The following is a 23,779-nucleotide window of genomic DNA, read 5'->3' on the forward strand; positions in this document are numbered from 1 at the left end:
AGGGCATATGTTGACATTTTTAAGCAATCGCGGCGCTAACAGTATAATAAAGTTAAGGACCTACTTCGTGTTGTTTGCGCTCAGTAATATAGGGCTTAATTGTGCTTATGCAGATACAATCAAGCCTCAAGAATTATATACTGTGCAACCAACAATAATGCCTGAACTGTCTAAAAATGGTGAATATAAAGTTGGCGTAAAGACCATCAAGGTCATCAATAAAAATCAACTTGAACTGACAAACTTCACTGCAACAAAAGACCGCTCCTTAACGTTAGAGGTTTGGTATCCTGCGCAATTAGATTCTAAGCAAACTTTAGCCTCTTATAACGATGTGACTCGCGCCCACAACGCGTTTAGCTTGCAAGGCGAAGCCTACCGAGATGCGCCGGCGTTGAGCAAAGGTAAGTTTCCTATTGTAATACTCTCTCATGGGTATACTGGTTATCGTTCTATTATGTTTTATATGGGAGAACACTTGGCAAGTCATGGCTACGTAGTAGCGGCCATTGACCACACAGATTCGACTAATGCAGATATTGATTTTGAGAACAACCCAGGCGGCGGTTTTTTAAGTACTCTATTTAATCGTTCCCGCGACCAACAATTTGTATTAGATTACTTTTCCAAGGACAATTCGTCACTTTGGCAAATAATTGATACAAATCAGGCGTCTGTTATTGGTTATTCTATGGGCGGTTATGGCGCGATTAATACAGTAGGTGGTTGTTACAACTTCACTTCAAACGGACTACAGAATATTGGTTTCCCCGAAAATTTGACGAAGTCGTTATTGCCATTACTAAACTTCTGCAATGCAGGACGCTCGCTCGTCGATCCTAAATGGAAAGCCATGGTAGCGCTCGCACCTTGGGGTCAGGAACATAATGTGCATCACGCAAATTCTCTTGCCAGCATAGACGTACCCAGTTTGTATATTGTAGGCGATGAAGACGATATTGTGGGGTACGAACATGGCGTGAAAAAGCTATTCGAACAATCCAGTATGCACAACAATTATTTAATGGTTTTTGAAAATGCCCGGCATAACGTAGCCCCTCATCCTGCACCTAAAATATCTTATCTCAGCGAATTTGAAATTGGACAATATATAGAACCGGTTTGGAGTAATGAGCGACTAAATAGAGTTAATGAACATATGGTTTTAGCCTTTCTTGATTGCCACGTCAAAGAGGATTCAAAGCGATGTGCTTATCTCCCGACTAGGGAAGATATCACTCAAACGAAACAAGACAATGGTAAACTAAGTGAAGCTTGGCCCGGTTTTGCTGACCGATGGGGAGCTGGAGTGTTGTTTTATCGCCGTGATGCCACCAACAAAGCGAGTCAATGATATTGTGGACAATTTACTTTGCTCATTTTACAAAATACTAATAGGGTCAAGATCTCGTCTATGCTTTGCTAAGGTTTAGACTTAGATTTATAGGAGAGCAAGCATTCTCTCGTTAACTCAATCACAAAGCGCGTGTTGCCTTGTTACTTCGGCTAGGGCGGCTATTTTTGTTACTGACAGGCAAGTTAACGGCAAAACCGGACTGTCAGCCAGTCGTAAATTGAGCCTGTTTTTGCCACACTTGTCAGTATTAAATTCAAGGATGAATGGATGTGCCGGCAACGCAACAAGGCCGAACCTATAAGCGCCATCGACCAGAAACAACGCTACTCTATCAATTGGTTGAACGTTACTACCCAGATTTTACCGCAAACTTAGCTGACCAAGGCAAGTATTTACCCAAGTATGTTGAGCGTGAGTTTGATGAGTTCTTGCGTTGTGGACGACTAGAGCACGGTTTTTTGCGCGTGGTGTGTGGCGACTGCAAGCATGAGAAGTTGGTTGCATTTAGCTGTCATTCCGCACCCTAATTTGGAATTAAATTTGCTTAATATTTAAGCGGTTGATCTAAGTTTGTTAAAAATAGCTTGACGCCGATCCCCAGTTTAGATCTATTACTCTCTTTTGAGAGCGTAATATTATGCCTGTACCTTCTTCCAAAATACTCGACCACCACGGACTCGTTGCAGGGTTTTGCAATAGCCTTGGTTTTGCCGACATAATTGATAACGCAGTAAATGGCGATGCGCCTGAGCGTAAAATTAGTTGTGGTCAATTGGTGACCGCAATGGTCCTAAATGGACTTGGCTTTACCGGCCGAACGCTACATATGTACAGCGAGTACTTTAGAAACAAGCCCGTCGACAGGCTGATTGGGGAAGGCGTGCTGGCTGAGCACATTAACGATGATGCGCTTGGACGCTGTTTAGATACATTATATGAATATGGCGTATCTAAACTATATCAACAGTTGGGTGAGGCTGTCGTAGCAAAGCTAGGCCTAGCGACTGAAGCACTACATCTTGATTCGACAAGCTTTCATTATGATGGTCAAGCCACTGAAGATGGTGAGCCTAGTCACATCCGCATTGCCAAGGGATATTCGCGTGACCATCGGCCTGAGCTCAACCAAGTCATCCTCAACCTTATTTGCGAGAATCAGTCGGGTATCCCGGTATATATGAAGCCCGCCAGTGGCAACAGCAACGACATGGAAGGTTTTAAACAGATTGTAAAAGCACATATTAGCAGTTTAAAGGCCGCCCAAACGAGTCGCTATTTAGTGGCCGATGCAGCGCTTTATGTGAAAGAAACCATTATAGATTTAGACGCGCAAGGGCAATTATTTATTACGCGTGTACCACAAACGCTCATAGAAGCTAAGGCGCTGGTGAAGCAAGCTCCCAGCTTAACGTTTACGCCTATTTCCCAAGGGTATGAAGGCGTCAGCTATGACAGTGAATACGGCGGTGTGAAACAAAATTGGTTGCTTATTCGCAGTGAGCAAGCCTACAAGCGTGAGCAACACAGCCTAAACAAACGCATGCCTAAGCCACGTTACTACTACCCTGGTGAAAAGCCATACCGGATGATCTACATGGAAGACCCGTTCGGAAATATTCTAGAAATTTACAGCCACAGCTACGAATTAATTTACTCTAGCGGCGCATATAACTAGAGCTCCTATTTCACTAAAACGCAAATAAACAGTAGCCTAGTAAAAACGGCAACCGTATTGGTTGCCGTTACTTTATGCTAGTTTGTTAATCGCCTATTGGATGTCAAAGCGATCGGCAGTCATCACCTTTGACCAAGCCTTAACAAAATCGTCTACAAATTGCTGTTTAGCATCATCAGAAGCATAGGCTTCAGACACGGCACGTAACTCTGAATTAGAACCAAACACCAGATCAACAGGTGTTGCCGTCCACTTTAGTTCACCTGACGCCCAATCTCTGCCTTCATACAATCCCGCTTGGTCTTTAGACTTCGCCCACTTGGTAGACATATCTAATAGATTCACGAAAAAGTCATTATTCAGGCTATCAGTATTGTCAGTAAGCACACCGTGTTTACTTAGGTCGGCATTGGCACCTAAGGTTCGCATGCCCCCCACCAACACTGTCATTTCAGGCACCGTTAGATTTAATGTATTGGCTCTATCTACTAACATCACTGCCGGTGAATAAGCTGCACCTTTTGCGTAATAGTTTCTAAAGCCGTCTGCAGTTGACTCAAGAACCGCAAAGGATTCTACGTCTGTTTGAGCTTGAGTCGCATCGACTCTACCTGCGTAAAATGGCACTTCGACTTTAAAACCTGCATTTTCGGCCGCTTTTTCAATTGCCGCCCCACCACCTAAAACAATGACATCAGCCAAGGATACTTTCTTACCTCGTTTCAATTTTTTATTGAACTCTGTTTGGACTGACTCTAAAGTGGCTAAAACCCGTGCCAATTCCTGTGGATTATTAACATCCCAGTCTTTTTGCGGTGCAAGTCGAACACGTGAACCGTTTGCCCCACCGCGCATATCAGTTGCTCGATAACTCGCAGCGGAGGCCCAAGCAGTTCTCACTAAATCAGCAATGGATAAATCAGTATCGAGTATTGCCGCTTTGAGTTTTCTAACATCCCTATCACTAATTACTTTGTAATCCATTTCTGGCAATGGATCTTGCCAAATTAAATCGACTTTGGGCGCATCTTCACCAACATATCGTGACCTCGGTCCCATATCACGGTGGGTCAATTTGAACCAAGCTTTAGAAAATGCCAATTCAAATTCTTTAGGATCTTCATGAAAACGCTTCGCAATTTTCCGATAAATAGGGTCAAATTTTAACGACAAGTCGGTGGTAAACATGATGGGTGCATGACGTTTAGAAGCATCATGAGCATCCGGCACTAAGTTTGCGCCAGCATTATCTTTAGGGATCCACTGAGTCGCACCTGCGGGACTTTTGGTTTTTACCCACTCGAAAGCAAATAAATTATCTAAATATTGACTTGTCCAAGCTGTTGGATTGACCGACCATGCCCCTTCCAAACCGCTGGTGATAGTGTCTTCAGAATGGCCTTTGCCACATTTGTTTTTCCAACCAAAGCCTTGTTCTTCGACGCCCGCAGCAGCCGGCTCTGCATCCAAACATTCTTCTGGTTTGTGCGCTCCATGGGCTTTACCAAATGTATGTCCACCAGCAATAAGCGCCACTGTCTCCTCGTCATTCATTGCCATGCGACCAAAGGTTTCTCTGATATCTTTTGCTGCAAGTAAGGGATCAGGATTACCATTAGGTCCTTCTGGATTGACATAAATAAGTCCCATCTGTACTGCTGCAAGGGGCTTTTGAAGCTCTCTATCACCACTATAACGCTCGTCTGCTAACCAGCTTTTTTCTGGTCCCCAGAACACCATATCAGGCTCCCAATCATCTTCGCGACCGCCCGCAAAACCGTAAATTGTGAAACCCATTGATTCCATCGCAACATTGCCGGTTAATACCATAAGATCAGCCCAAGAAATTTTACGTCCGTATTTTTGTTTAATTGGCCATAATAAGCGCCTCGCTTTGTCTAAACTTACATTGTCCGGCCAACTATTCAGCGGTTCGAATCGTTGTTGTCCACCTGCGCCGCCCCCTCTGCCATCAGACAATCGATAGGTCCCAGTGCTATGCCAAGCCATGCGCACGAAAAAAGGCCCATAATGTCCATAGTCTGCTGGCCACCAAGGTTGGGAGTCTGTTAAAACAGCTTTAATGTCTTTTCTGACAGCATCAAGATCTAATGTTTCGAATGCTTCTGCATAATTAAAATCATTCCCATAAGGGTTTGATCGCGGATCTTGTTGGCGTAATGGTTGCAAATTGAGTTTATCGGGCCACCAAAAATGCATATTTTTTTGAGTTTCAGCGGCAGTTACTGAATGAATTGCCACCGCCGGTAGAAAGGCAAGTGAAATAGCAGCAAAAAGAGGAACAGTACGTTTAAACATTGTTAAGTCCTGTAATAGGTTTGTATGAGTTCACACAAACTATAGACCTAAAATGAAAACATCAGCTGCGTTTAGCTATTGGAAAATTAGATTACCCTAATCTAATTTAACAATTAATTAACGCAGGCATTAAATCGCAACATAATCAAACAATTAGATATCAACACATTGAAATTATTTAAATCAACGACAGACTTGCAGTAGGCTACTTTTATCAATTAGATTAGCAGTATCTTGAGGATAAAAGGATTTATCCATTTCACACTATGAAACGAAGAAATAAGGGCGTTTTTACTCGGCTAAAATTTCATAGGTATCTAGCATGGGTAATTGCAATACATCAGCTTTTGCCTTTACAAACAAACTTGGATGCATGGCTGAATATTCAGCTTAAAATCTATTTTCTTTTAGTCGAGTAGAAACCGATTAATTAGACCTTAAAGTGCCTCATCATTCTCTTCACCGGTGCGAATACGAATGGCTTGGGCAACTGGGGTGACAAAAATTTTACCGTCGCCAATTTTACCGGTAGCAGCCACTTCCATAATCGCTTCGATACAACGCTCTACATCAGAGTCAGTTACCACTAGTTCAATTTTAACCTTAGGTAAAAAATCCACACTGTACTCAGCGCCGCGATAGGTTTCTTTGTGACCTTTTTGTCTTCCATAACCTTTTACCTCTGTGACTGTAAGGCCAGTGACACCAACCTCCGTCAGTGCAGCTCTAACATCATCAATTTTAAAAGGTTTAATTATAGCTTCAATTTTTTTCATTCAATTTCCCAAATTGTTAAACAAAGGCTCACGTTTAAAAATGGTATACGATTTCCATCAGTTTATACATCTAGTTTTTTCAATACACCGCATTCACCAATAGAATGTCCCGCCGAACAAGAGGAGGCAATTTCAGTTAATACGACTTTTAAATTTGTTAATTCGTCAATGCGTACTGAAACTTCATTGATGTGGTGGTTAACCATTTGATTGACTGATTCACAGCTTCTGTCTGGCTCTTCCCGTAAAGCAATTAATTGCTGGATTTCATTTATAGAGATACCTAACGAACGACATTGACGAATAAATGTTAACTGTTTTAGTGCAGAGGTATCATAGTCGCGATAGTTACTGGCACTGCGCAACGGTTGCTTCAGTAAACCTTGTTTTTCGTAAAAGCGAATTGTCTGAACAGAACAACCAGACTTGGTAGCGAGCATACCTATTTTCATTTTTAGCATCGAAACCTTGACTCTATAGTAGATATAGACTTTACACTGCAATCCTTCAGTCATCAATATGGAAATAAATTGTTATGGGATACACTGATCACGCAAAACCATTTGTTCTTGAAAAAATTGCGCTAGCTGAACAGGCGAGAAAAAACGGAAATGAACAAAAAGCATTTGGCTTTTTGGAAGACGCGCACGTCATTGGACAAAAATCCACGTACTTACATTGTCTAGTTCATTACTTAATGCTAAAACAAGGTTTTAGTAAGCTAAATTTAATGGAAATCGTTGGCCAAGCATTCCGATTAATCGGCGCTTTTACAAAAACACGTATTGGCTTATTACCGACGGGCAATACTGGTGGTGTGAATGTCAGTCCATTCAAAGCTATGCCGATATCCGCTGACAATCAAAAAATAATAAAAGCAATTGAACGACAAATACAACATTAGGAAACAGAGAATTCCCCATGGGTAAGAGCGAGCAGCACGTAAACAGTCATCAGCATGCACATAGCCATCATCACGGGCATTCTCATATGCATGCTCACCAACATACGGCATCCAATCGTATTGGCTGGGCATTCTTTTTAAATGTCACTTTTACCATTATAGAGTTTATTGGTGGATGGTTAACCAATAGCACCGCGATCATGGCAGACGCGGTCCATGATCTAGGTGACAGTTTAGCGATTGGCACAGCCTGGTGGTTGAATAAATTAGGTGAGAAAGATGCAAATCAGGTTTTCACCTATGGCTTCAAACGCTTTTCGTTATTAGGTGCATTGATCAATAGTTTGATACTGATTGTCGGTTCAGTGTGGATAATGTTTGAAGCAATTCCAAGACTGAGTAACCCCGAAATGCCGCAGGCAGAAGGTATGTTTGCTTTAGCCATTTTCGGTATTTTAGTGAATGGTTATGCTGCTTATAAATTAAGTGACGGCGAGACTTTAAACGAACGCGTGTTGAACTGGCATTTAATCGAAGACGTTTTAGGCTGGGTAGCCGTGCTAATTGTGTCTGTGGTGTTGATGTTTAAACCTTGGCCAATTTTAGATCCCATTTTATCCATTGCATTTACGCTATTTATTCTCATCAATGTATTAAAAAATTTAAAAATCACCTTAGTACTTTTTCTGCAGGCAACACCAGACAATACAACCAGGGATGCTGTGAAAAGTATTCTATTATCTCCCAGTAGTGTTGATGATGTTCACCACCTGCACATTTGGTCCTTAGATGGCGAGCAACATGTCATGACAGCACATTTAGTGTTAAATGAACAAATTGGCATTCAATTAATGAAAGATTTAAAAGCCGATCTTAATGCTCAATTAGCCCCCTTTAACCTCGCGCACACCACAATAGAGTTTGAGTTTTCAGATGAAAGCTGTCGTGATAGTAAAACCTAACATAGAACCATTTATCAACAACAGTTGCCGAAATTCCATTAGTCTATTTACCTTCTAGGGAACAATTTCGTTATCACCAATACCAGAGGTAGAATAAATTCCTTTTGATGGAATGCCTCCTTTGGTATTTGCATAAAATACTTCTTGACGTTTTTCTATTGCATCGAGGATATTTTCTACGGTTTTCCCCTCTAAAATACCGGAAAGCATATCGATAATCTCGTGGGGATTAACCTTAGCAGCGTCCGTGGTAAAATAGGTGGGTACTCGAGAACCAATCACATCTGTATTTTCAGTATTTCCGATTTCGCTGCGGACTTCATCTAAATAAGCCATTGATGTACACGCCTGGAAAAACAATACACGATATTTATCAGGGTCAAACTGATCACTTGCTACCATCTCTTTTAAATCATGTTCAGTATCCATTTCAACACCATGTTTTTTGGCTTCTTGATAGCGAGTGCCTCTTCCTGCAGCAGCCATAGCCGCATCAATTCCGATTCTAAAATTTTCTAAAGGAGATGCTTTTTCATCAAAATCTGGACCGCTCCCGTATCGAGCATGACCGTTATAAAGGGTAATTTCCGATGATGAAAGTCCAGCTCCAAACGCACTAGCGGCTCCTACTCCAGGTTCAATTAGGTGTACCCAGACACGAATATCTCTTGTTTCAAAACTGCCATCACTTTTAGGGAAGCGAATAGGCGTGCGTAGTGCCCAAAACTCATCTGAATTTATTCCTAACAAAGCCAGAGCAAATCCACGAGCTGTCAGCCAGTCACGAAATATACGAGCAGAGGCTGTACCACTATCTTCGCCGCTATCCTTGCGTTTATTATCAATATCGACAAATGAGGTATTAACACCTGCATGACCAAAGGCAACCGTCACGTCTAAGCGGTTGTCGGCTAACAATCTGCTGTAATCAAACACATGCTCATGACGCTGATCAACAGCTGGCGCGACCTGATCTAAAAGAATAATTGCATCCTTATCGCACTTATCCAAATCATCACTTAAATATCTCGAACGGAATTGGCTGATAGCTAAACGAGTTTCATCTCCATAGCTACCATCTACGCGATGTAAAGGTAGATCGAATCCCATATCATCCAACGCTCTTTGCACCTTAGATACTGCACCATGAATACCGTTTTGTTGGCTACTTAATGCCTCAATCTGACCATTAGCAATTTTTGTGAGTTGCGGGTCATTTGCAAAGCGCGGGTTATTCAATACAACTAGCGGCGAGTTTTGTTCACTTGGTTTACGTTGTACAGAATGGCTATATCCACTGCTCCCCCCTTTACTTTGTTGAACCACATGAGTCAATTCATGGGCTAACAAATGCATACTATTAGGTTGATTGGCTTGGTAAGCCCCTTGATTAAAAACAATATGATTGGCATAGGTAAACGCTTTAGCTTTTATACCTTTGGCCGCTTGATTGGCCTCACTATTAGTATGTATCCTCACTCCATCAAACGAGCGATTAAAGCGGCTAGAGAAAAATCGGTTCTCTGCTGTAGACAACGGATTACCTCTGCCATTCAAGCCATTAACATAGGAACTTAAGTGACTGGGTTGCGGGTTACCATTATGAGCCGTGTTTGAATTTAAAGTTGAATTTTCAGTCTTGGCAGAGGCTCGCGGAGATTGAAACCTTGAAATATAACTAACCTTACCACGATTGCCGCTCATCACTTGATTGGCAATCGCATCTGCCTCTTGTTCATAGGCATCATTGGCCGGCCCCACGGTTAACTTTGTTTGTAGTGTTAATGTCTCTTCTTGCTGTTGTTCACAGTGTTCGCATTTTCGCTGTATCGGGCTGCTTGGCAAGGGAGAACTGACCAACCTTCCCCATAAGGGATTCATTGGCGTTATCCCTGCGCGTTCAGTAGCGTCTTGTTTCGCTGATGTATGCTCAGCCGAATTGGCAGCACGAAAAGCCTCAGCAGGCTTTTTTGCTGCTCGTCTTGCGGATATTTCACACTGATTAGCAACACTTGACTGAGCTTTCAGCATAGCTTTCACCTAATTTTGACTAATTAAGATTTAACAACAATTTTTTATCCATGTTCTTTTCCGCTAACATTGGCGTGCGGGCTTTAATTGTCGCCATTCGTGTTGCTAGCCCTGCTTCTTGCAATACTTTTTTTAACGCCCTAGCTTGCTTATCTGCGGTTTTTACCGATGCCGCTGAATCATCTTTACTGACTAATTCGATGGTTTTTATTTGGGTTGAGCTTTCAGTTAAATTTTTTATTTCCTTCTCTAATGCTGCATCGCGAATTACCTCGTTATTATCGTCAAACCTAACCACGCGGGCTAAATCTCCCGGTACCACACCGATGATTAGACTCGGCGTTATTATAACGAAGGTGATCACCGGACAATTGCTCGGAAATGAAGTGCGTTGACTCGCCATTATAGAATGATTTGGCGCGTCACTTAGGTTAAGCAACTCAGCTATAACTTCATTCTGACGTTTAGTTTGATCCACATTCGGTTTATATTCAAAATTGCCGTGGGCAACAACAATAGGTTTAATGCTGGAATAAAATGAAATTGCACTACCATTATTTAGAAGTTCCCGTAAGGCAATATTTGTGCTCAAGTGTGACTGCCAATTGTTCATAAACAATTGACGAGAACTCGCTTCAGGTTGATTAGTGTCCCAGTAAAATTGCATTGAATTAAGCTCATAATAAGCGGCTTGGTTACTTCCAACCCCAGTATCAAAATCAATTAGAATTTGATCTAATGCAGTTCTTTGCGCTTCATCGACTTGTTGGCCGGGAATGATTTCAATATCAAAGTCCGAGGATGTGACTAGATACACTTGATGGCACTGCGTAGCACTTAACAGTACAGAGGCTTTTTGACACTCACCAAACATGCCTCTAGGTATGGTTAACGTGTCCATATTTTCATCAGGCTCATCCGTCGCTATTCCCAACGTGTTAACAATAGTGTTGGTTTGTTCACGGGTAATTTGCGCGTTATCCTTATCTTCTGAGGGGTGAATGGCACCAGCATGAGTAATGATATAATTCCCAGCTTCCAGCCAAATATCTTTTAAATTAGCAACTTGATGCTCTGAAATGAAATCACCTGTGCCCTTTTTAAACAGTGGCTGCACATTTAATTTTTTATCATTGTTACTATCAAATACACTGTCTAAGGTGATATTTGAACCCGGCACATATTTCGATACAAATTGGTTAATCCTAATCAGTACTTCTTCAGGATTAGACGTCAGAACGTGGTATACAGTATGACAATCAGTTGCTATTTGTTGCTGCTGTTGCTGAACAAAATACACTATAGCGCCATCTCTTTCGCCGGCATTTAGAGACGACGGTAGTGTTTGTTTCACCACGACTGGAATTCCTGTGGCAAAATTGCTCACATCATCAAGTACCGCGTTAGTACTATTGACTCGAGAAGTAGCAATCGCATCCCCTTCACTCACCACGTCACCAGCACTTGCAATAGCGGCTATTAACACTTGCGCCTGACTGGTTACTGCACTTTTCCATGCTTCTTGTAAGGCTTTATGAGCAGTATTTATCACCGCTGAACTGGCTGAGTACTGCACATCAACGACAGGTTTTGCATTGGCGATTGTCCTTTCGAACGTCCGTTCCATTGACGCTAGTAGCTTTTCTGTATCCGCATCGGCGGCAACTTCCACAAGATAGATCTGGTATAGTCGCGTTTCCTGAAACACCTCTGGAATAGATCCTCCTTCACATGCTTTAGTCCGTCTTCGATGGAATAAAACCCACGGATATTGTCCCTTAACCACAAGTTCGTTGGGTACTTTTTCCGGTGGCGGGAATAAGAGATGACTGGCAGTTTCGACAAATCCTTGATTATTCAGAGCGCCTGCGATTTGGTTTAATGCAAGCAATGACTTGTTGTAAAAAAGATTACCTGGGATTAACACCCTTTCATCAGGTACAAATTTACCTGACAAAAAGTTACCTTGTGTCGGCGTTCCATTTACAACCGTGCTGATTTGACCGACTACTTCACATTCACCTGCAGCATTCCATATTTGCGAATAGGTCATATCAACTAAATCAGAGTTACCAAAAAGTGAGGGGCTAGGTATGTTAATCACAATATTTGAACCGAACTCAGTGGTTTCTCGACTTAATATAATATCGTCATTGAGGTTAGCGCCCGTCACTTGATTTATAGGTGTTCCGTCAAGTGTTGTGGTGTATTGCAATGTGCTGTTGCCCACAAACCGGCCATTTAATTTTTTGGTTTCATTGCGCTGGGAAATAGTTTCGATAATCACCTGCCCAGTGATGTTCAGCTCAATAATGATATCCAGAGCAACATCGCGATCGTTGCCTGTGTAGCGCAAGCTCATCTCCATTATAAAGCGCGCAGACACTTGCGCCCTAGCACCTGAGTTTAGGGAAAATACATCTTTATCAGATTGCATCTGTCCCCATAAATTCATGTCTGCATTTACTTTTTGACCTTCAAATGTGGTCGAAGCAGAATTTTCGGTTGCCAAATAAAAAGCTAATTTGTTGTCACTATTTTCGGCTCTAGCAGCACCGGTCATGTCTTTACCAAAATCAAATTGCTGAGCAGATAAGATAGTGTCGCTGGCATTAAGGTTAGACCTCTTTGAAGCAGAATGTAAAACCATTTCATCACGGATACTATTTTTGTCCAAAGTGCCTTTAAAGGCATCCGCAACTAAGTGCAACATCATGCCAAGACCAGCATCGGACGAGTCAATGTGCGCTTGAAATCCAGGTTGAATTTGCGCTTGTTCTAAGAGGTTAATCTGCCCCTCAGGAACCAATATATCGACCTCTTGAATATTTGCAGCATTATCCAGACCAGAGAGCAGACATATGCGCTGCATATGTTGTGCTTCCTCTAAAGCATGATGAACAAAGTCTTCGCGAACTGCGCAAAAGCGCAAATCTACGCCCTTGCCCATTAATTGATAAACTTGCTGATTAATCGATAAGTCAGAGTCAGCTACCACTGGCAAATAACCAGCACTGGGTAATTCAACAATGCCGCAATCAATTAATAATTGTTGGCTTATTTGACTACTTCCTACCGCTTGCAACCTGTCGATGCTAACCCGCAATGCATCCACATCTAAAGTGGCAATACTGACTTGCGATTCTATACTGGCTTTGGGTAATTTTTCAATTTGGGTAAGCTTTGCAGACATGTCCGTGTAGTAAGACAACAAACGTTGCATGTCTGCTGCGGCGCTTTTAAGTAAGGCTTTTTCATCCGCACAGGGATCATGGGTAACGGGGGGATCAAGGGGATCAAAACTGCCTAGACAATCCCTCAATTGACATTGGAATTGTAATATCTGTGCCAGATAAATTTGCCAGTTGCGCATGCCCATTCTAGCCGCCCAATATTGCTGAGCCGGAGGTACTATGCGCTCACGGCGAACGCTCCAAGCATCTAAGAACACCACTGTTTCACCAATTTTTGATAACATACCAATGGCGATACCTTCGCCACTTAATCCTTCGGCTCCCAAACACCAAGTCGCGGCGTTGAGTCCTTGTTGGCTGATAAGTGATGAAATGGCATTCTTTTCTTGCTCAAAATAAGCACTCACAGTACGTGAGCGAAGATGTTTTTGGGCCAAGCTAACATGAGTGGAACTTTTAAGTGCTTCAGTTAATGTAAGGGGCACAGCTCGAATACTTAAGCCTTCAACGATATGAGTGCGCTGGGTACTGCTTATGCACGCCTCCGAGCATAATTTACCGTAAACGTCTTCTTCACCGCAGTAGGCTTCTAAGTGATACAAAACAATCAAATACAATTCTTGATTGGCAAGTACGTTGTTTGAACCTGTATCGGATTTGCGCAACTCACAGGCTATAAAGTCACTGCTAATGAACTCACTGGATTTAGGCTTTGCCGTGGATGTATTTTGAGTTTGAACCAGCAATTGGCCTAACCCAACTTCGATATCCTGACTTAACACCAACGCTCTGCCTTGCCAGTCATATCCGAGCCCAGCGCTGATCGCTATCTGTTGGCCAGAAGCAAGGGTACAGTCAAAGCCATTTACAATACCACCACCGGCTGCCTGATTGGACAAACGTATTTGGTTCAACAATGCAGCTTGTTCTAATTGCAGATCAGGAGCACGTAGAAACTTACCATCAAAATAATTTAAACGAGTGAGTGAACTAGAACTGTCAATAACATTGTGTCCGCTAGCGTTGGCCTGTCCAGCGGCATTACTCGATATTTTACTACTCACATTAGAAGGTTTAAGACTACTCATGATCCGCTCCTTGTTTTAAACATGTAGATAAAATCATTGCCCTGATAAGCGCTACCTGCAGGGCTGTCGATGCCTCCTGCTAAAGGGATGCGATTACGCCCTAAAATCGGCGTCTCTCCCGTCCCTTTAACAATCAATCTCACAAGCACACCAGCTGGGGCATCACGCAGTTCTATCTGCAAACGATTTTCCGCACTTTGGTAAGAAACACGTTTGATATCGCAGTTCACCCAACCATCTCGAGTATCAAAAGCCGTCACACTAATTCCTTTAACGTCGACACTGGCTTTCATTAAGGGGGAACCAACAACTGTCATATTGATAAACTCGCTGTCTTGCATAGCAACGCTTTGTGAATCAATTCGAGGGCCACCAGCATCATCTTCTGGCGTCACAGAAATATTAGCGACTGACTCCTGTGTTGGATGGCAACTACCGCACAATAAGTCTTGAATAGTTGTGGTGGGCAATAAATAGGGCCGCACAAATGGATCGACTTCCCCCTCTATCAGTTGCCACCCTTGTTCGTCTTTATGCAACCTTAAACCATGTAAATTTGCTAACAGCACTTTGCAAGGTGGTGGCTGAGGAAAACTGCCAAATTGGCTACTGCCAACGCTACTTTGTGGTCTGATATCAATGCCATCTAACACCGCAAAATGATTAAACCAATGTTGGCACAGCGCAGCTTTATCGCTGGGTTCAGCTGCCAGTATCTGTGCTTTGGCTTGCAAAACATCCGCGTCACTTTCTAAAATGATTCCGTCATCATCTTCTCTGGCCTCAACCAAACCAAATAGTAAATTCAAGCGATAATAGTCAGTGCTTGCAGACTGCTGATACCCACCTGGTGACAAATACACTTTGACAGTCTCGACAACCCGAGAATAAGCCGTTGAGGTGCTGCTTGCATCACAGCTTTCGCTCAGTGCTGGGACTTGGCGACTTAAACAACCATGAAATTCCAAGGTCACATGGGCGTCAAATATCACGTCACCGCTTTCTTCATCCACAGTGACGACCTGTTGCAGTGCAACCTCGTCTTGATTGGCTTGATACCAGGCAGCTAAATTTAAGCACGCAGCCTGTTCTAAAAGTAATTCTCGGCCTGCGGCATCCATGGCCAAACCAGAGGTAACTTTTACTTCTCCCAAGAACCGGGTTTGCTCAGAATCTTCACTATCCGCTTGCGGCAAACTCACATCTAGGCCCCACACAACGCCCTGCCCGTGCAACCAAGCATTGTGATACCACATTTTGCCACGATGGTAGGCATCTAAAGTTTGAAAATCGTCGACCCCTAGGAGCATGCCAAAATGCACATACAGAGATCGAAACGGATCCACTGGCAACATTTGGTTAGATAAACCAGCAGTGCCAGATGTTTGATTCACTAATGCTTCTGCGCTCACAATATTTCTCCAATAATCCTTATGATGGGTTCACTTCTCTGAATGCCTTGCCGGTTTTTTCAAACTCTTTGCGAACAGCCATAATGAAGTGCTCTTGTTGTATATCTTGTTGCTGTTGCGCTGCAGAAAAAGCAGCAGCAACGGCAGCATTTCTAATTTCTCCACCGACCAACGGAAATAAAGAGGCCAGTTGAGTAAAATTCACATCTGCGTTTAAGGGCGCAGTTTGTGGAACATGACAACGCCATAAGTGTTCCCTATCGGTTACATTGGGCTCACGAAAATCCACGATAAAATCAAGTCGACGAATGAACGCCACATCGATGTTATTTCTAAAATTCGTGGCTAAAATTGTCATCCCGTCATACGCCTCTAAACGGGTTAACAAATAAGCCGTTTCAAGATTTGCATATCGGTCGTGGGAATCTGTTACCTCTGTTCGTCTGCCAAAAATGGCATCCGCCTCATCAAACAATAAAACCGCCTGAGACTGCTCGGCAAAACTAAAGACTTTTGCCAAGTTTTTTTCGGTTTCTCCAATCCACTTAGAGACCACGGCTGCCAAATCGACAACCAGCAAATCAACCTGCAGTTCATTTGCCAATACTTCAGCAGATAGGGTTTTTCCAGTACCGGGGACACCAGAAAAAAGCATCCGTACTCCTTTAGCTCCTCTTCGGTTTTGCAAAAACTGCCATTCATCTAACACCTTGTATTGTAATTTCAAACGACCAATGGCTTCTCGAAGCTGCTGTAATTTAGTCTCTGGTAACACTAAATCTGACCATCCTAACCTCGGCGTCACTCGTTTAATTCCTTGCGGTAACAGCGCGCCAGAATACTGCTTAAATGCATGACTAATGTCGCTCAGTGAGTGTTTTTTTTGTGTTGATTGATGTAATGAACGCCAACTTTTGACCCGCTGCATTGCGTGATAAGGATCAAGTGGAAACCAAGAGGCAAGCTGTCCAGCGTCAGATGCAAACTCGGGTAACAACGTCTGCCACATAAGCAAAAGTTCGTTGTGTTCAAGGCGTTGCACGGGAAGATCTAGTTTAATACAGCCAGATTCGATGATATTGATATTGCTAGTTGCGCAAATGATCACACAAGGACAAAATTGATTGAGCACACCTAAATGCAATGCGGTGGTGCTGCGTTGACTGTCGTAAAGTAAAATAGGGACAGCAGCAGACAATACACAATGACATGCCAATTGTTTATATTCTTGCTGGCTAAATTGGTCGTTAAGTTGCACCACTACGGATTTACGCTTTGTTTCTTCTAGTAATGCTAATGCGCGGTTCAAACTGACTAAATTATCCATATCTTGAATCATAATATGGGATTCAAGTGAGTTCGAAATACACAGCTTTGCATCTTCAACAATCGCCGTTTGTAACCACTTAGACAATCCCAGGAAACAACTCTGGATATTCAAAGCAGGCGTCTGTAAAAAGCAAGACTTTCCGGTATTTATTGCATACCAAGTATTGGCGTTAACCATAATTGATTGGGTGAAAATTGGCGCTTGATCTGCTATTTCCACAATCCCAAGGTCGAACAAAACCGACTCATTTAAACAATTACACAAAGATTCTCGGAGTGGCTGATCAGTGCACACCAATTTTGCTAACAGTGCAGCTGTGGGATAAGGCTGTTGCCGCGGGTGTAAAGAACAAAACAGATTTGCAAAACCTTCATGTTCTTGTGCCATTCCACCTAGTACTAACAACTGTATTTCCAATTGCGAAAGATTCAAGCCAAGGACTAGACGAGGCAAAGCACTTTGTGCGGAAGTTGTTTCAGATGCATTTGAGTGAACTTGTTGCACGCTTTTTTTGTAATCGTCGATGGACTGCAAATAGCTATGCAAAAAGTCCACTCCAGATTGAATGTAGGTATCATCTTTACTAAAATTCACCTCTAACAACTGAATTAAGTTATTGGTGAGAAATACTACTTGTTCTAGCACAGGGCCTCTGCACTCGGCCGATGGCTCAGTACCAAGAACAGAATCAAATAAAGGAACAGGTTGCTTAGCGGCGCCCGCTAAATAATGTAATGAGTCATTCATAATAAAACTTCACTACGTAACCTAACCATGGCACATAATCAGGATTCAAATCTAAACCTGCAGCACGGATTTGCGTATCAATCGCATCCATTTCAAATACAATGTTTACCCAACCGGCTTGATACTCTATCCGTGCATTACGCTGACATAACCAGTCAAATGTCTTGCTCACGTTGTTGTTCAAAGGTTTAGCTAAGCTTGTGTATATTGCTAATTTAATTTTCTCGGCAAAGATTTGATAGTCAGCCTTATCCTCAGTGCTGATAGCACAATCATCATCTTGAGTTGGCTCAAACACCATTAATTCACCACTGAATACGTTAAGCGCAGGATCGAATGTCCCTTGTGGCTGTAGATATTGGCCCAATAGGTTTAATTGCTGAATAAGTGGGTAAGGTTTATCCACTAAAGTTGCTAATTGTTGTTGCCATTTTGGCTGTTTAAGAATATTCAATACATACAAAATTCCAGCAAAGCTGCTTAACAGCGCCACTTTTTCTGCACTTAGCACGGAAATAGGTTCTGTCTGACGAAAAACAGTGAAGTTATTGTCATTCTGCTGTTTAGTCGCTTGCAGGCTATTTGGTTGGTTATGTTGGTGGTTGAAAGGAAATGCGGTGGAAACGACTCCAGCCACCGTTTTAATTTCCTCAACTAATTGCATCACGTAGGCAGTTAAACTCTGATTATTGGAAATAACCTTACGAAAACCACTACCCGACCATTCCGATAAAACGCCGGAAAATAGTAAACACTTAATATCATCCACATTCAGTTTTGTTATTTTATTAAGGTCAATTCCTGAATGTCCGTTATTTAACTGCATGCTTAAGTAACCTTTGATCCATTCAGGCAACAGTGTAATTTCATCAATACGACGATTACTCTGTGACGCTAAATAGCGGCGAAAGGTAACAACAAGGCCTGACCAATTAATCTCTACATGGGTGTTGATATGCGCTGTAATAGACACCCAATTTGGCGTAAATTCTAACAATCCATCAATCAGTTTCAGGGCATCATCAAACTCAATAATTCTTCGTGCAATTAAAATCTCTAGTCGGCCCTCAACAGCGAGTCCAATTAACACCGCTTTGAGCAGAGTTGGTTGCCTAATTAGATAGGCCAGCCATTGTGATTTCGCTTCTTGCAGGTTTAGGCTAGATTGAGAGACAATCCCCATTTGATGCCATGCCCAAACATGACTAAGTTGTTGCGCTGCCAAATCAATAGCAACGGATTTAAGGGCTTCAACTTTTGAGCGATAATGAATCCATTTTTTAGCGTCAGCAGTTGCAAATAACTTCTGTAAAGATGATTCAAGCTCGATTAGCCAACATTCAAATATCTCAACATCAGTTTTGCTGTTATCAAAATCGATGGGCAGATACCAATTGCGAATACAGATTATATCTCTTTGTGAATATCCACTGTGCAATAACGCCAAATCAACGTACTCACGTAATAATTGTTCGGTGAGGTAATCTAATCTCGCCTTGTAAGTGCGTTGAGAGGCGCTTAACTGATAACGACGCAATACTTGATTGATTTGAATGTCCATCAGCCAACCCTCGAGTCAAAACCCACTTGACTATTACCGACTATGGTTCCAGATTTGGCCTGCCCCAATACATCAGTTGTACCCAGAATCGATTTGCCAATTTGCAATTGTCCAAATCCTGAACTTTGACCAACCACCGAAGACATACCTAAATGCAAGCCAGTTCCCACCCTCATACCTGAGTCAACGGAACATATATCGAAAACCGTATGCGCTGGACGATGAACCTCTAAAATATGTTCAATTACAGCACGCTTTTCTTCATCTAGAATTAGCGGCACTATGACGCTGAATTTATGGGCGTGCAGTGCTATTGCATCAGAATAGCTAAAGGACGATTGTACATCTGCTGCATTCGAATCTTGCTCATTGATAACACTGGTAGTATCAGCCTCCCCTAATTTTCCGCCAATCCGAAAGCCCGCGCCAAGAATCGAGTTTGCCGCTAGGGAATCATCTTCACCGACAAATGCACCACCTAAACCGCGCACCTGATAATGCTCAATAATGGTGATATCACGCTGTAAATAAATTTCGATAAAACGCTTTAATCCAGCGACAGTACCGCGATATTTAAATAGCCACATTGCGTGTTTAATGATCTGTCTTTGGGTTGTTTCAGGCCAACGATTGTCAAGCTCTATTCCAAGTAAACTGCTAAGCCAAGGCAATACAGATATTGGTGAGCAAAGTGGATCGAGTAAACAATGGCGCGTATCCGAACGTTGTTCAAGTTCATCAAAATTAGTGTTTAATAAGGTTAAATATCGATGTAAAAAGTCACTTGCAGCCCCTTGCTCTGAAAAAACACGGGGTAAACGTCGTAATAAATCCAGCGCAGGATATTCCACCCGAATATTTTTGATCTTAGGTGATGCATGTGATTTTCCAAAGAGATCGATGACTAACCAAAGATAGCGCCCTGGCGGCGCATTAACCGGTGCTTCATAGGTCCGCCAAGGTTCGTCGCTAAACGACCAAGGTAATTCTCGGTTTTGACTACGTCTATGCAATTTTTGACTAACTAACACTTCATTTACCGCTAATTTAGATGGCAGCGGCGGCGTTAGATCAGGTCTGGTTAATTCATACTCTCCAATATTTTGTGGTGCAGTGGCGTCTACTTGGGGACCATTTAAATGTTCATCACTAACAATGTAACCCAGTTTTATAGAGGTCCCAACCGGCAAACAGGCATCAATGAATATCCTACCCCAGCGACGTTGCATTTCATTATTATCGAGCCTAAAACACACTATGCGACCTTGGCTGCTATATTGAATTTTGGCCACAGTTGCATACATCAATCCTTTAGCAGACCAATAAACCACTTTGCCAAAGGGGTCTAATGCCATGCCCCGTCCGTCATAATAAGGAGCTTGCAGGTGAGGCATTTGCGCAATACTGTTGGGAGTGATTCTAAACCGCTGAAAATCTGCATTTGGCGCGCCAGACACAACAATCATATTATCGTCAGTAGCTAAAATATCACTGGCAAATGGGACGTCAATTAATTCATTTTCGCCATCTATCGCCCATAGCACCGCAGACTCCTCGCCTGCGCCTAATAATACGAAGATGCGGCCATCTGTATTGACTGTCACACTATTGATAGCTAAATCACTGACATCATTGGGAAACTTAAGATCCATTTCAATTGGCATACTAGTGGCGTCAAATCTGACTAAGCTAGTAGATTGATTGAGCTGATTGCCCATATCCGGGGGTGTCACCGGCGACACAACAACAAATACTTGTTGGCCGTCACCACGAATGACACTGGGGGTGCCGTCGAGATGAACACTGCGCAATAATGTATTGTCAATTAGATCAAATATTAAGATCCGCTGATTGCCGCTATCAGCAATAAATAGTCGTCCTTTTTTATCCACAGCAAGACCGATAGGAAGACTTAAATCAGATTGCACTTGTTGACCAACAAATTCACCATAAACCTGTTGCGATCTATGAAACAGAGATTTAGCCAAACTTGGCTGGCGCTTTTCAGTCCATAATAATTTATTAATCCCATTGTCTTCAGGAACCGAATGATAAAGACGACACCAAGGGTCAAACGTCAGACCTGCGGGTTTCACTTTAAAAGCATGGGAATCGTGCAAGTGTTGATGATGCCAGGCCAACTGAACGATTTGTTGTTGTATATCCACACTGGTATTTTCGTGAGCGACACGCATCCACTGATCAACACCGGCAATCATGGCAAACTGAGACATCAGCACACTTCCTTAATCACTGGCACAGGCACAGCTATGGCATCAGATTCAGTGGGCGATATAATCTCTCCAGGGCTGAGGGTAATGGGGCCGTTTTCAACAGTGATAGCAATTAATTCCGGTACCTCATTCTTTTGCAGCGTAACAGTATTCGGAATTTCATTGCCTGCAGAATCCCACCCGACCAATTCCAAACCTTCTAAATATTCGACCCCTTCGACTTGATGGGCTGCGGCTTCCAATTCAGCGTTATGCACTCGACGTCCCAGCGGCCAACCATGCCCGCCTGGTCCATAAGGGGGTAAGGGCGCTAGAAATTGACGCAATGCCAGTTCCACCCAATGGCGAACTGCATCAATACCGAAGCCATTTTTCACTTTGACTCCCACAGCAATGGCAACCGGCACATACTTAGGCGGCAACACATATATTTCCGTGGTGATTAAACGTCTCGCATCTAAAAATCGACAGACACTACGAAGCTGATTCTTGTTAGGAAGTGGCGCATTAGGATTGTGTTTATCTTCTTTTGGCCACACCACCACACTAACAACACCGGCAGATTCTAATTGTGGTAGTTGAGGATGATAACGGGGTAAAACTTCAGCACGAGCCAAATCCGCACCAGGTGCCTGCAGCGCTAATTCTTTAAAATCTGAACGGGTGACAGCTCGATTGCGTCTGCGCAGCTCACTGGGGATCCGCTCTAAAGCGGCTTCCAAGGTTTCTGCATCTGTACCGCCATAAGCATTAAGGGGATTACTCACTTTGACTAGCGGATTAGCAACAAGTTTGTTAATTGCTGCGGCCGCCACATTACCTACTCTGCCACCTCCGTAACGATATTGAATCACTCTTACCCGTTGACCTATTTGCACAACGGCTCCGTTAATACCTGTGCCAAAACGGATTTGTCCACCTTGCTTATCCAGCATAAAATGCCGATCACTTTCAGTGCTTGCATAAAAGCCTTCAACTTCGTGCCAGTCGGTCCAGCCTTGGGGCTCTTCAACTTGCAATCTAACTGAGTTGGCCAATACCTGTTGATGATTTAGTGCATAAACTTGATTAGGTTGGCCGTTTCCGGTGCCAATAAATTCAGACTTCCCTTGAACCGCTTGTTCAGCCAATGTGGTATTAGCGCCAATAAAGGTAATTTTACCAATGGCAGTGTCATCATTGCGAAAAGCACGCAACCAACAAATAACCCGAGATTGTGTATCGTCATCCAAAATGGGGGGGAAATCGCCAACGCCCTGCATGTTGACATCATCGAGTTGATACACCGACATATTTTGCTGTTCAGTGGGCATTTGCAAACGAACGACGCCTTCTTTTTCTAATCCGTTGGTGGTATCTCCTTGTATCTGCAACGGATAATAGATAGGTTTATTTTGACTATTAATTCGTCCCGTAGATATTTGCCAACTAACCGGACTCCCCGTAGCTTGCATCCCTTCGCCAGGACAACGAAAACGTTGTGCAAAATCGGCACTATGGTGATCAAGATCGTCCTCTAATCTAATCTCAGGAATGAAACCGATATTAAGTAAAAGAGGCGCTTTGGGATGCGCCAATAAATTTTGTTTAATCAATTCTGTTTCTGTGGCTTTTTCTGCCAATATGGCCACCCACAAAATCCCATCAACTGAGCTATTCATATCCTTGGAAAGTCCAGGCTCATCCTGCCAAATCGTTTCGGTGTGATAGGGCTGGGTTGCACTTGCATCAACACTTGCCGCTGCCTGTTGATAGAAAATACCTTCTTCGCTATCTTCATCAGGAACTTGATCGATTACCTTGAGCACACCTAGGGCAGATACCGGTAAAACATGTACTTCTTGCAAGGTGGTAAATTTCAGATCACCAGCGCTAGCTTGACTCGCTAGCTTGGCAGCAACACCTTGCGGTTCTTTTGTTGATAAAGACAGCATTGCGGTGGCTGGATACGCACTTTTTAATGGAATTTGTAACAGTCGCAAAAATTCCATTTTGGTGGAATCGGGTATTTGATTAAAACGATAGAGCAGATTTTCAGTCAAATAAGAGAATAATTCGATCAGAGCAATCCCTGGATCGCTAGGGTTATGATCCGTCCATTCGGGCGCGTAGACCGGGATACGTGCTATCAATTCATCACGGATTTGCTGATATGATCGGTCGTCTAAAATCGGTTTATTTAGGCTCAT

General features: G+C 42.9%; 14 protein-coding genes and 1 pseudogene. 5 read left to right on the forward strand and 10 right to left on the reverse strand.

Features of this window, described 5'->3' with window-relative positions; genetic code table 11:
* Window positions 1–7: 7 nt before the first annotated feature.
* The 3 genes and pseudogenes from Q4567_RS06030 to Q4567_RS06040 all read left to right on the forward strand — a co-directional run bounded on the left by Q4567_RS06030 (window position 8) and on the right by Q4567_RS06040 (window position 3,032).
* Complete coding sequence (locus tag Q4567_RS06030) at window positions 8–1,354, forward strand: prolyl oligopeptidase family serine peptidase (RefSeq protein WP_216046977.1); 1,347 nt, start codon at window positions 8–10, stop codon at window positions 1,352–1,354.
* 266 nt (window positions 1,355–1,620) lie between these two features.
* A pseudogene (locus tag Q4567_RS06035) lies at window positions 1,621–1,869 on the forward strand (transposase zinc-binding domain-containing protein); the annotation flags it as partial.
* Window positions 1,870–1,994: 125 nt separating this feature from the next.
* Window positions 1,995–3,032 (forward strand): IS1634 family transposase, encoded by a 1,038-nt coding sequence (locus tag Q4567_RS06040; RefSeq protein WP_289847858.1) that lies wholly within the window; start codon window positions 1,995–1,997, stop codon window positions 3,030–3,032.
* Between the two features lie 93 nt (window positions 3,033–3,125).
* On the opposite strand, the gene katG is transcribed toward Q4567_RS06040, so the two are convergent.
* The 3 genes from katG to Q4567_RS06055 all read right to left on the reverse strand — a co-directional run bounded on the left by katG (window position 3,126) and on the right by Q4567_RS06055 (window position 6,579).
* Window positions 3,126–5,351 carry a catalase/peroxidase HPI gene (gene katG, locus Q4567_RS06045; protein WP_216046978.1) on the reverse strand — a complete coding sequence of 742 codons (2,226 nt, stop codon included), beginning with the start codon at window positions 5,349–5,351 and terminating at the stop codon, window positions 3,126–3,128.
* Between the two features lie 437 nt (window positions 5,352–5,788).
* Complete coding sequence (locus Q4567_RS06050) at window positions 5,789–6,127, reverse strand: P-II family nitrogen regulator (protein WP_216046979.1); 339 nt, start codon at window positions 6,125–6,127, stop codon at window positions 5,789–5,791.
* A 62-nt stretch (window positions 6,128–6,189) separates the two neighbouring features.
* Window positions 6,190–6,579: a Cd(II)/Pb(II)-responsive transcriptional regulator gene (locus Q4567_RS06055; protein ID WP_216047043.1), complete on the reverse strand. Its 390-nt coding sequence runs from the start codon at window positions 6,577–6,579 to the stop codon at window positions 6,190–6,192.
* 83 nt (window positions 6,580–6,662) lie between these two features.
* Here Q4567_RS06055 and Q4567_RS06060 point away from each other — a divergent pair, with 83 nt between their 5' ends.
* Window positions 6,663–7,031 carry a DUF3703 domain-containing protein gene (locus tag Q4567_RS06060; protein WP_216046980.1) on the forward strand — a complete coding sequence of 123 codons (369 nt, stop codon included), beginning with the start codon at window positions 6,663–6,665 and terminating at the stop codon, window positions 7,029–7,031.
* Between the two features lie 17 nt (window positions 7,032–7,048).
* Entirely contained in the window at window positions 7,049–7,993 is a 945-nt protein-coding gene (locus Q4567_RS06065; protein WP_216046981.1) for a cation diffusion facilitator family transporter, read from the forward strand.
* Between the two features lie 54 nt (window positions 7,994–8,047).
* Here Q4567_RS06065 and Q4567_RS06070 read toward each other — a convergent pair whose 3' ends face one another.
* The 7 genes from Q4567_RS06070 to Q4567_RS06100 are packed head-to-tail and all read right to left on the reverse strand — an operon-like array spanning window position 8,048 to window position 23,779.
* Window positions 8,048–10,024 carry a DUF4157 domain-containing protein gene (locus Q4567_RS06070; RefSeq protein WP_303499724.1) on the reverse strand — a complete coding sequence of 659 codons (1,977 nt, stop codon included), beginning with the start codon at window positions 10,022–10,024 and terminating at the stop codon, window positions 8,048–8,050.
* A 19-nt stretch (window positions 10,025–10,043) separates the two neighbouring features.
* Window positions 10,044–14,306 (reverse strand): hypothetical protein, encoded by a 4,263-nt coding sequence (locus tag Q4567_RS06075; protein WP_303499725.1) that lies wholly within the window; start codon window positions 14,304–14,306, stop codon window positions 10,044–10,046.
* Complete coding sequence (locus Q4567_RS06080) at window positions 14,303–15,718, reverse strand: hypothetical protein (protein ID WP_216046984.1); 1,416 nt, start codon at window positions 15,716–15,718, stop codon at window positions 14,303–14,305. The genes Q4567_RS06075 and Q4567_RS06080 overlap by 4 nt, the downstream gene beginning before the upstream one ends.
* Before the next feature lie 19 nt (window positions 15,719–15,737).
* Window positions 15,738–17,795, reverse strand: coding sequence for an ATP-binding protein (locus Q4567_RS06085; protein WP_303499726.1), 2,058 nt, complete (start codon window positions 17,793–17,795; stop codon window positions 15,738–15,740).
* Complete coding sequence (locus Q4567_RS06090) at window positions 17,788–19,356, reverse strand: hypothetical protein (protein WP_303499727.1); 1,569 nt, start codon at window positions 19,354–19,356, stop codon at window positions 17,788–17,790. The genes Q4567_RS06085 and Q4567_RS06090 overlap by 8 nt, the downstream gene beginning before the upstream one ends.
* The gene (locus Q4567_RS06095; protein ID WP_303499728.1) at window positions 19,356–21,590 is read right to left on the reverse strand and encodes a phage tail protein; all 2,235 of its coding nucleotides are present in this window, start codon (window positions 21,588–21,590) and stop codon (window positions 19,356–19,358) included. Before Q4567_RS06095 ends, Q4567_RS06090 begins: the two co-directional genes overlap by 1 nt.
* Window positions 21,590–23,779 carry a putative baseplate assembly protein gene (locus Q4567_RS06100; RefSeq protein ID WP_303499729.1) on the reverse strand — a complete coding sequence of 730 codons (2,190 nt, stop codon included), beginning with the start codon at window positions 23,777–23,779 and terminating at the stop codon, window positions 21,590–21,592. The genes Q4567_RS06095 and Q4567_RS06100 overlap by 1 nt, the downstream gene beginning before the upstream one ends.

It is taken from the genome of Aliiglaciecola sp. 2_MG-2023, from assembly GCF_030548145.1.
GTDB lineage: Bacteria > Pseudomonadota > Gammaproteobacteria > Enterobacterales > Alteromonadaceae > Aliiglaciecola > Aliiglaciecola lipolytica_A.

Bases quoted from the DNA above. Each gene is read 5' to 3' on its own strand.
- Q4567_RS06095 (WP_303499728.1), bottom strand. From the start codon at position 21,590: ATGTCTCAGTTTGCCATGATTGCCGGTGTTGATCAGTGGATGCGTGTC.
- Q4567_RS06065 (WP_216046981.1), top strand. From the start codon at position 7,049: ATGGGTAAGAGCGAGCAGCACGTAAACAGTCATCAGCATGCACATAGC.
- Q4567_RS06055 (WP_216047043.1), bottom strand. From the start codon at position 6,579: ATGAAAATAGGTATGCTCGCTACCAAGTCTGGTTGTTCTGTTCAGACA.
- Q4567_RS06060 (WP_216046980.1), top strand. From the start codon at position 6,663: ATGGGATACACTGATCACGCAAAACCATTTGTTCTTGAAAAAATTGCG.
- Q4567_RS06075 (WP_303499725.1), bottom strand. From the start codon at position 14,306: ATGAGTAGTCTTAAACCTTCTAATGTGAGTAGTAAAATATCGAGTAAT.
- Q4567_RS06100 (WP_303499729.1), bottom strand. From the start codon at position 23,779: ATGAGCCTAAATAAACCGATTTTAGACGACCGATCATATCAGCAAATC.
- Q4567_RS06030 (WP_216046977.1), top strand. From the start codon at position 8: ATGTTGACATTTTTAAGCAATCGCGGCGCTAACAGTATAATAAAGTTA.
- Q4567_RS06085 (WP_303499726.1), bottom strand. From the start codon at position 17,795: ATGAATGACTCATTACATTATTTAGCGGGCGCCGCTAAGCAACCTGTT.
- katG (WP_216046978.1), bottom strand. From the start codon at position 5,351: ATGTTTAAACGTACTGTTCCTCTTTTTGCTGCTATTTCACTTGCCTTT.
- Q4567_RS06050 (WP_216046979.1), bottom strand. From the start codon at position 6,127: ATGAAAAAAATTGAAGCTATAATTAAACCTTTTAAAATTGATGATGTT.
- Q4567_RS06070 (WP_303499724.1), bottom strand. From the start codon at position 10,024: ATGCTGAAAGCTCAGTCAAGTGTTGCTAATCAGTGTGAAATATCCGCA.
- Q4567_RS06090 (WP_303499727.1), bottom strand. From the start codon at position 19,356: ATGGACATTCAAATCAATCAAGTATTGCGTCGTTATCAGTTAAGCGCC.
- Q4567_RS06040 (WP_289847858.1), top strand. From the start codon at position 1,995: ATGCCTGTACCTTCTTCCAAAATACTCGACCACCACGGACTCGTTGCA.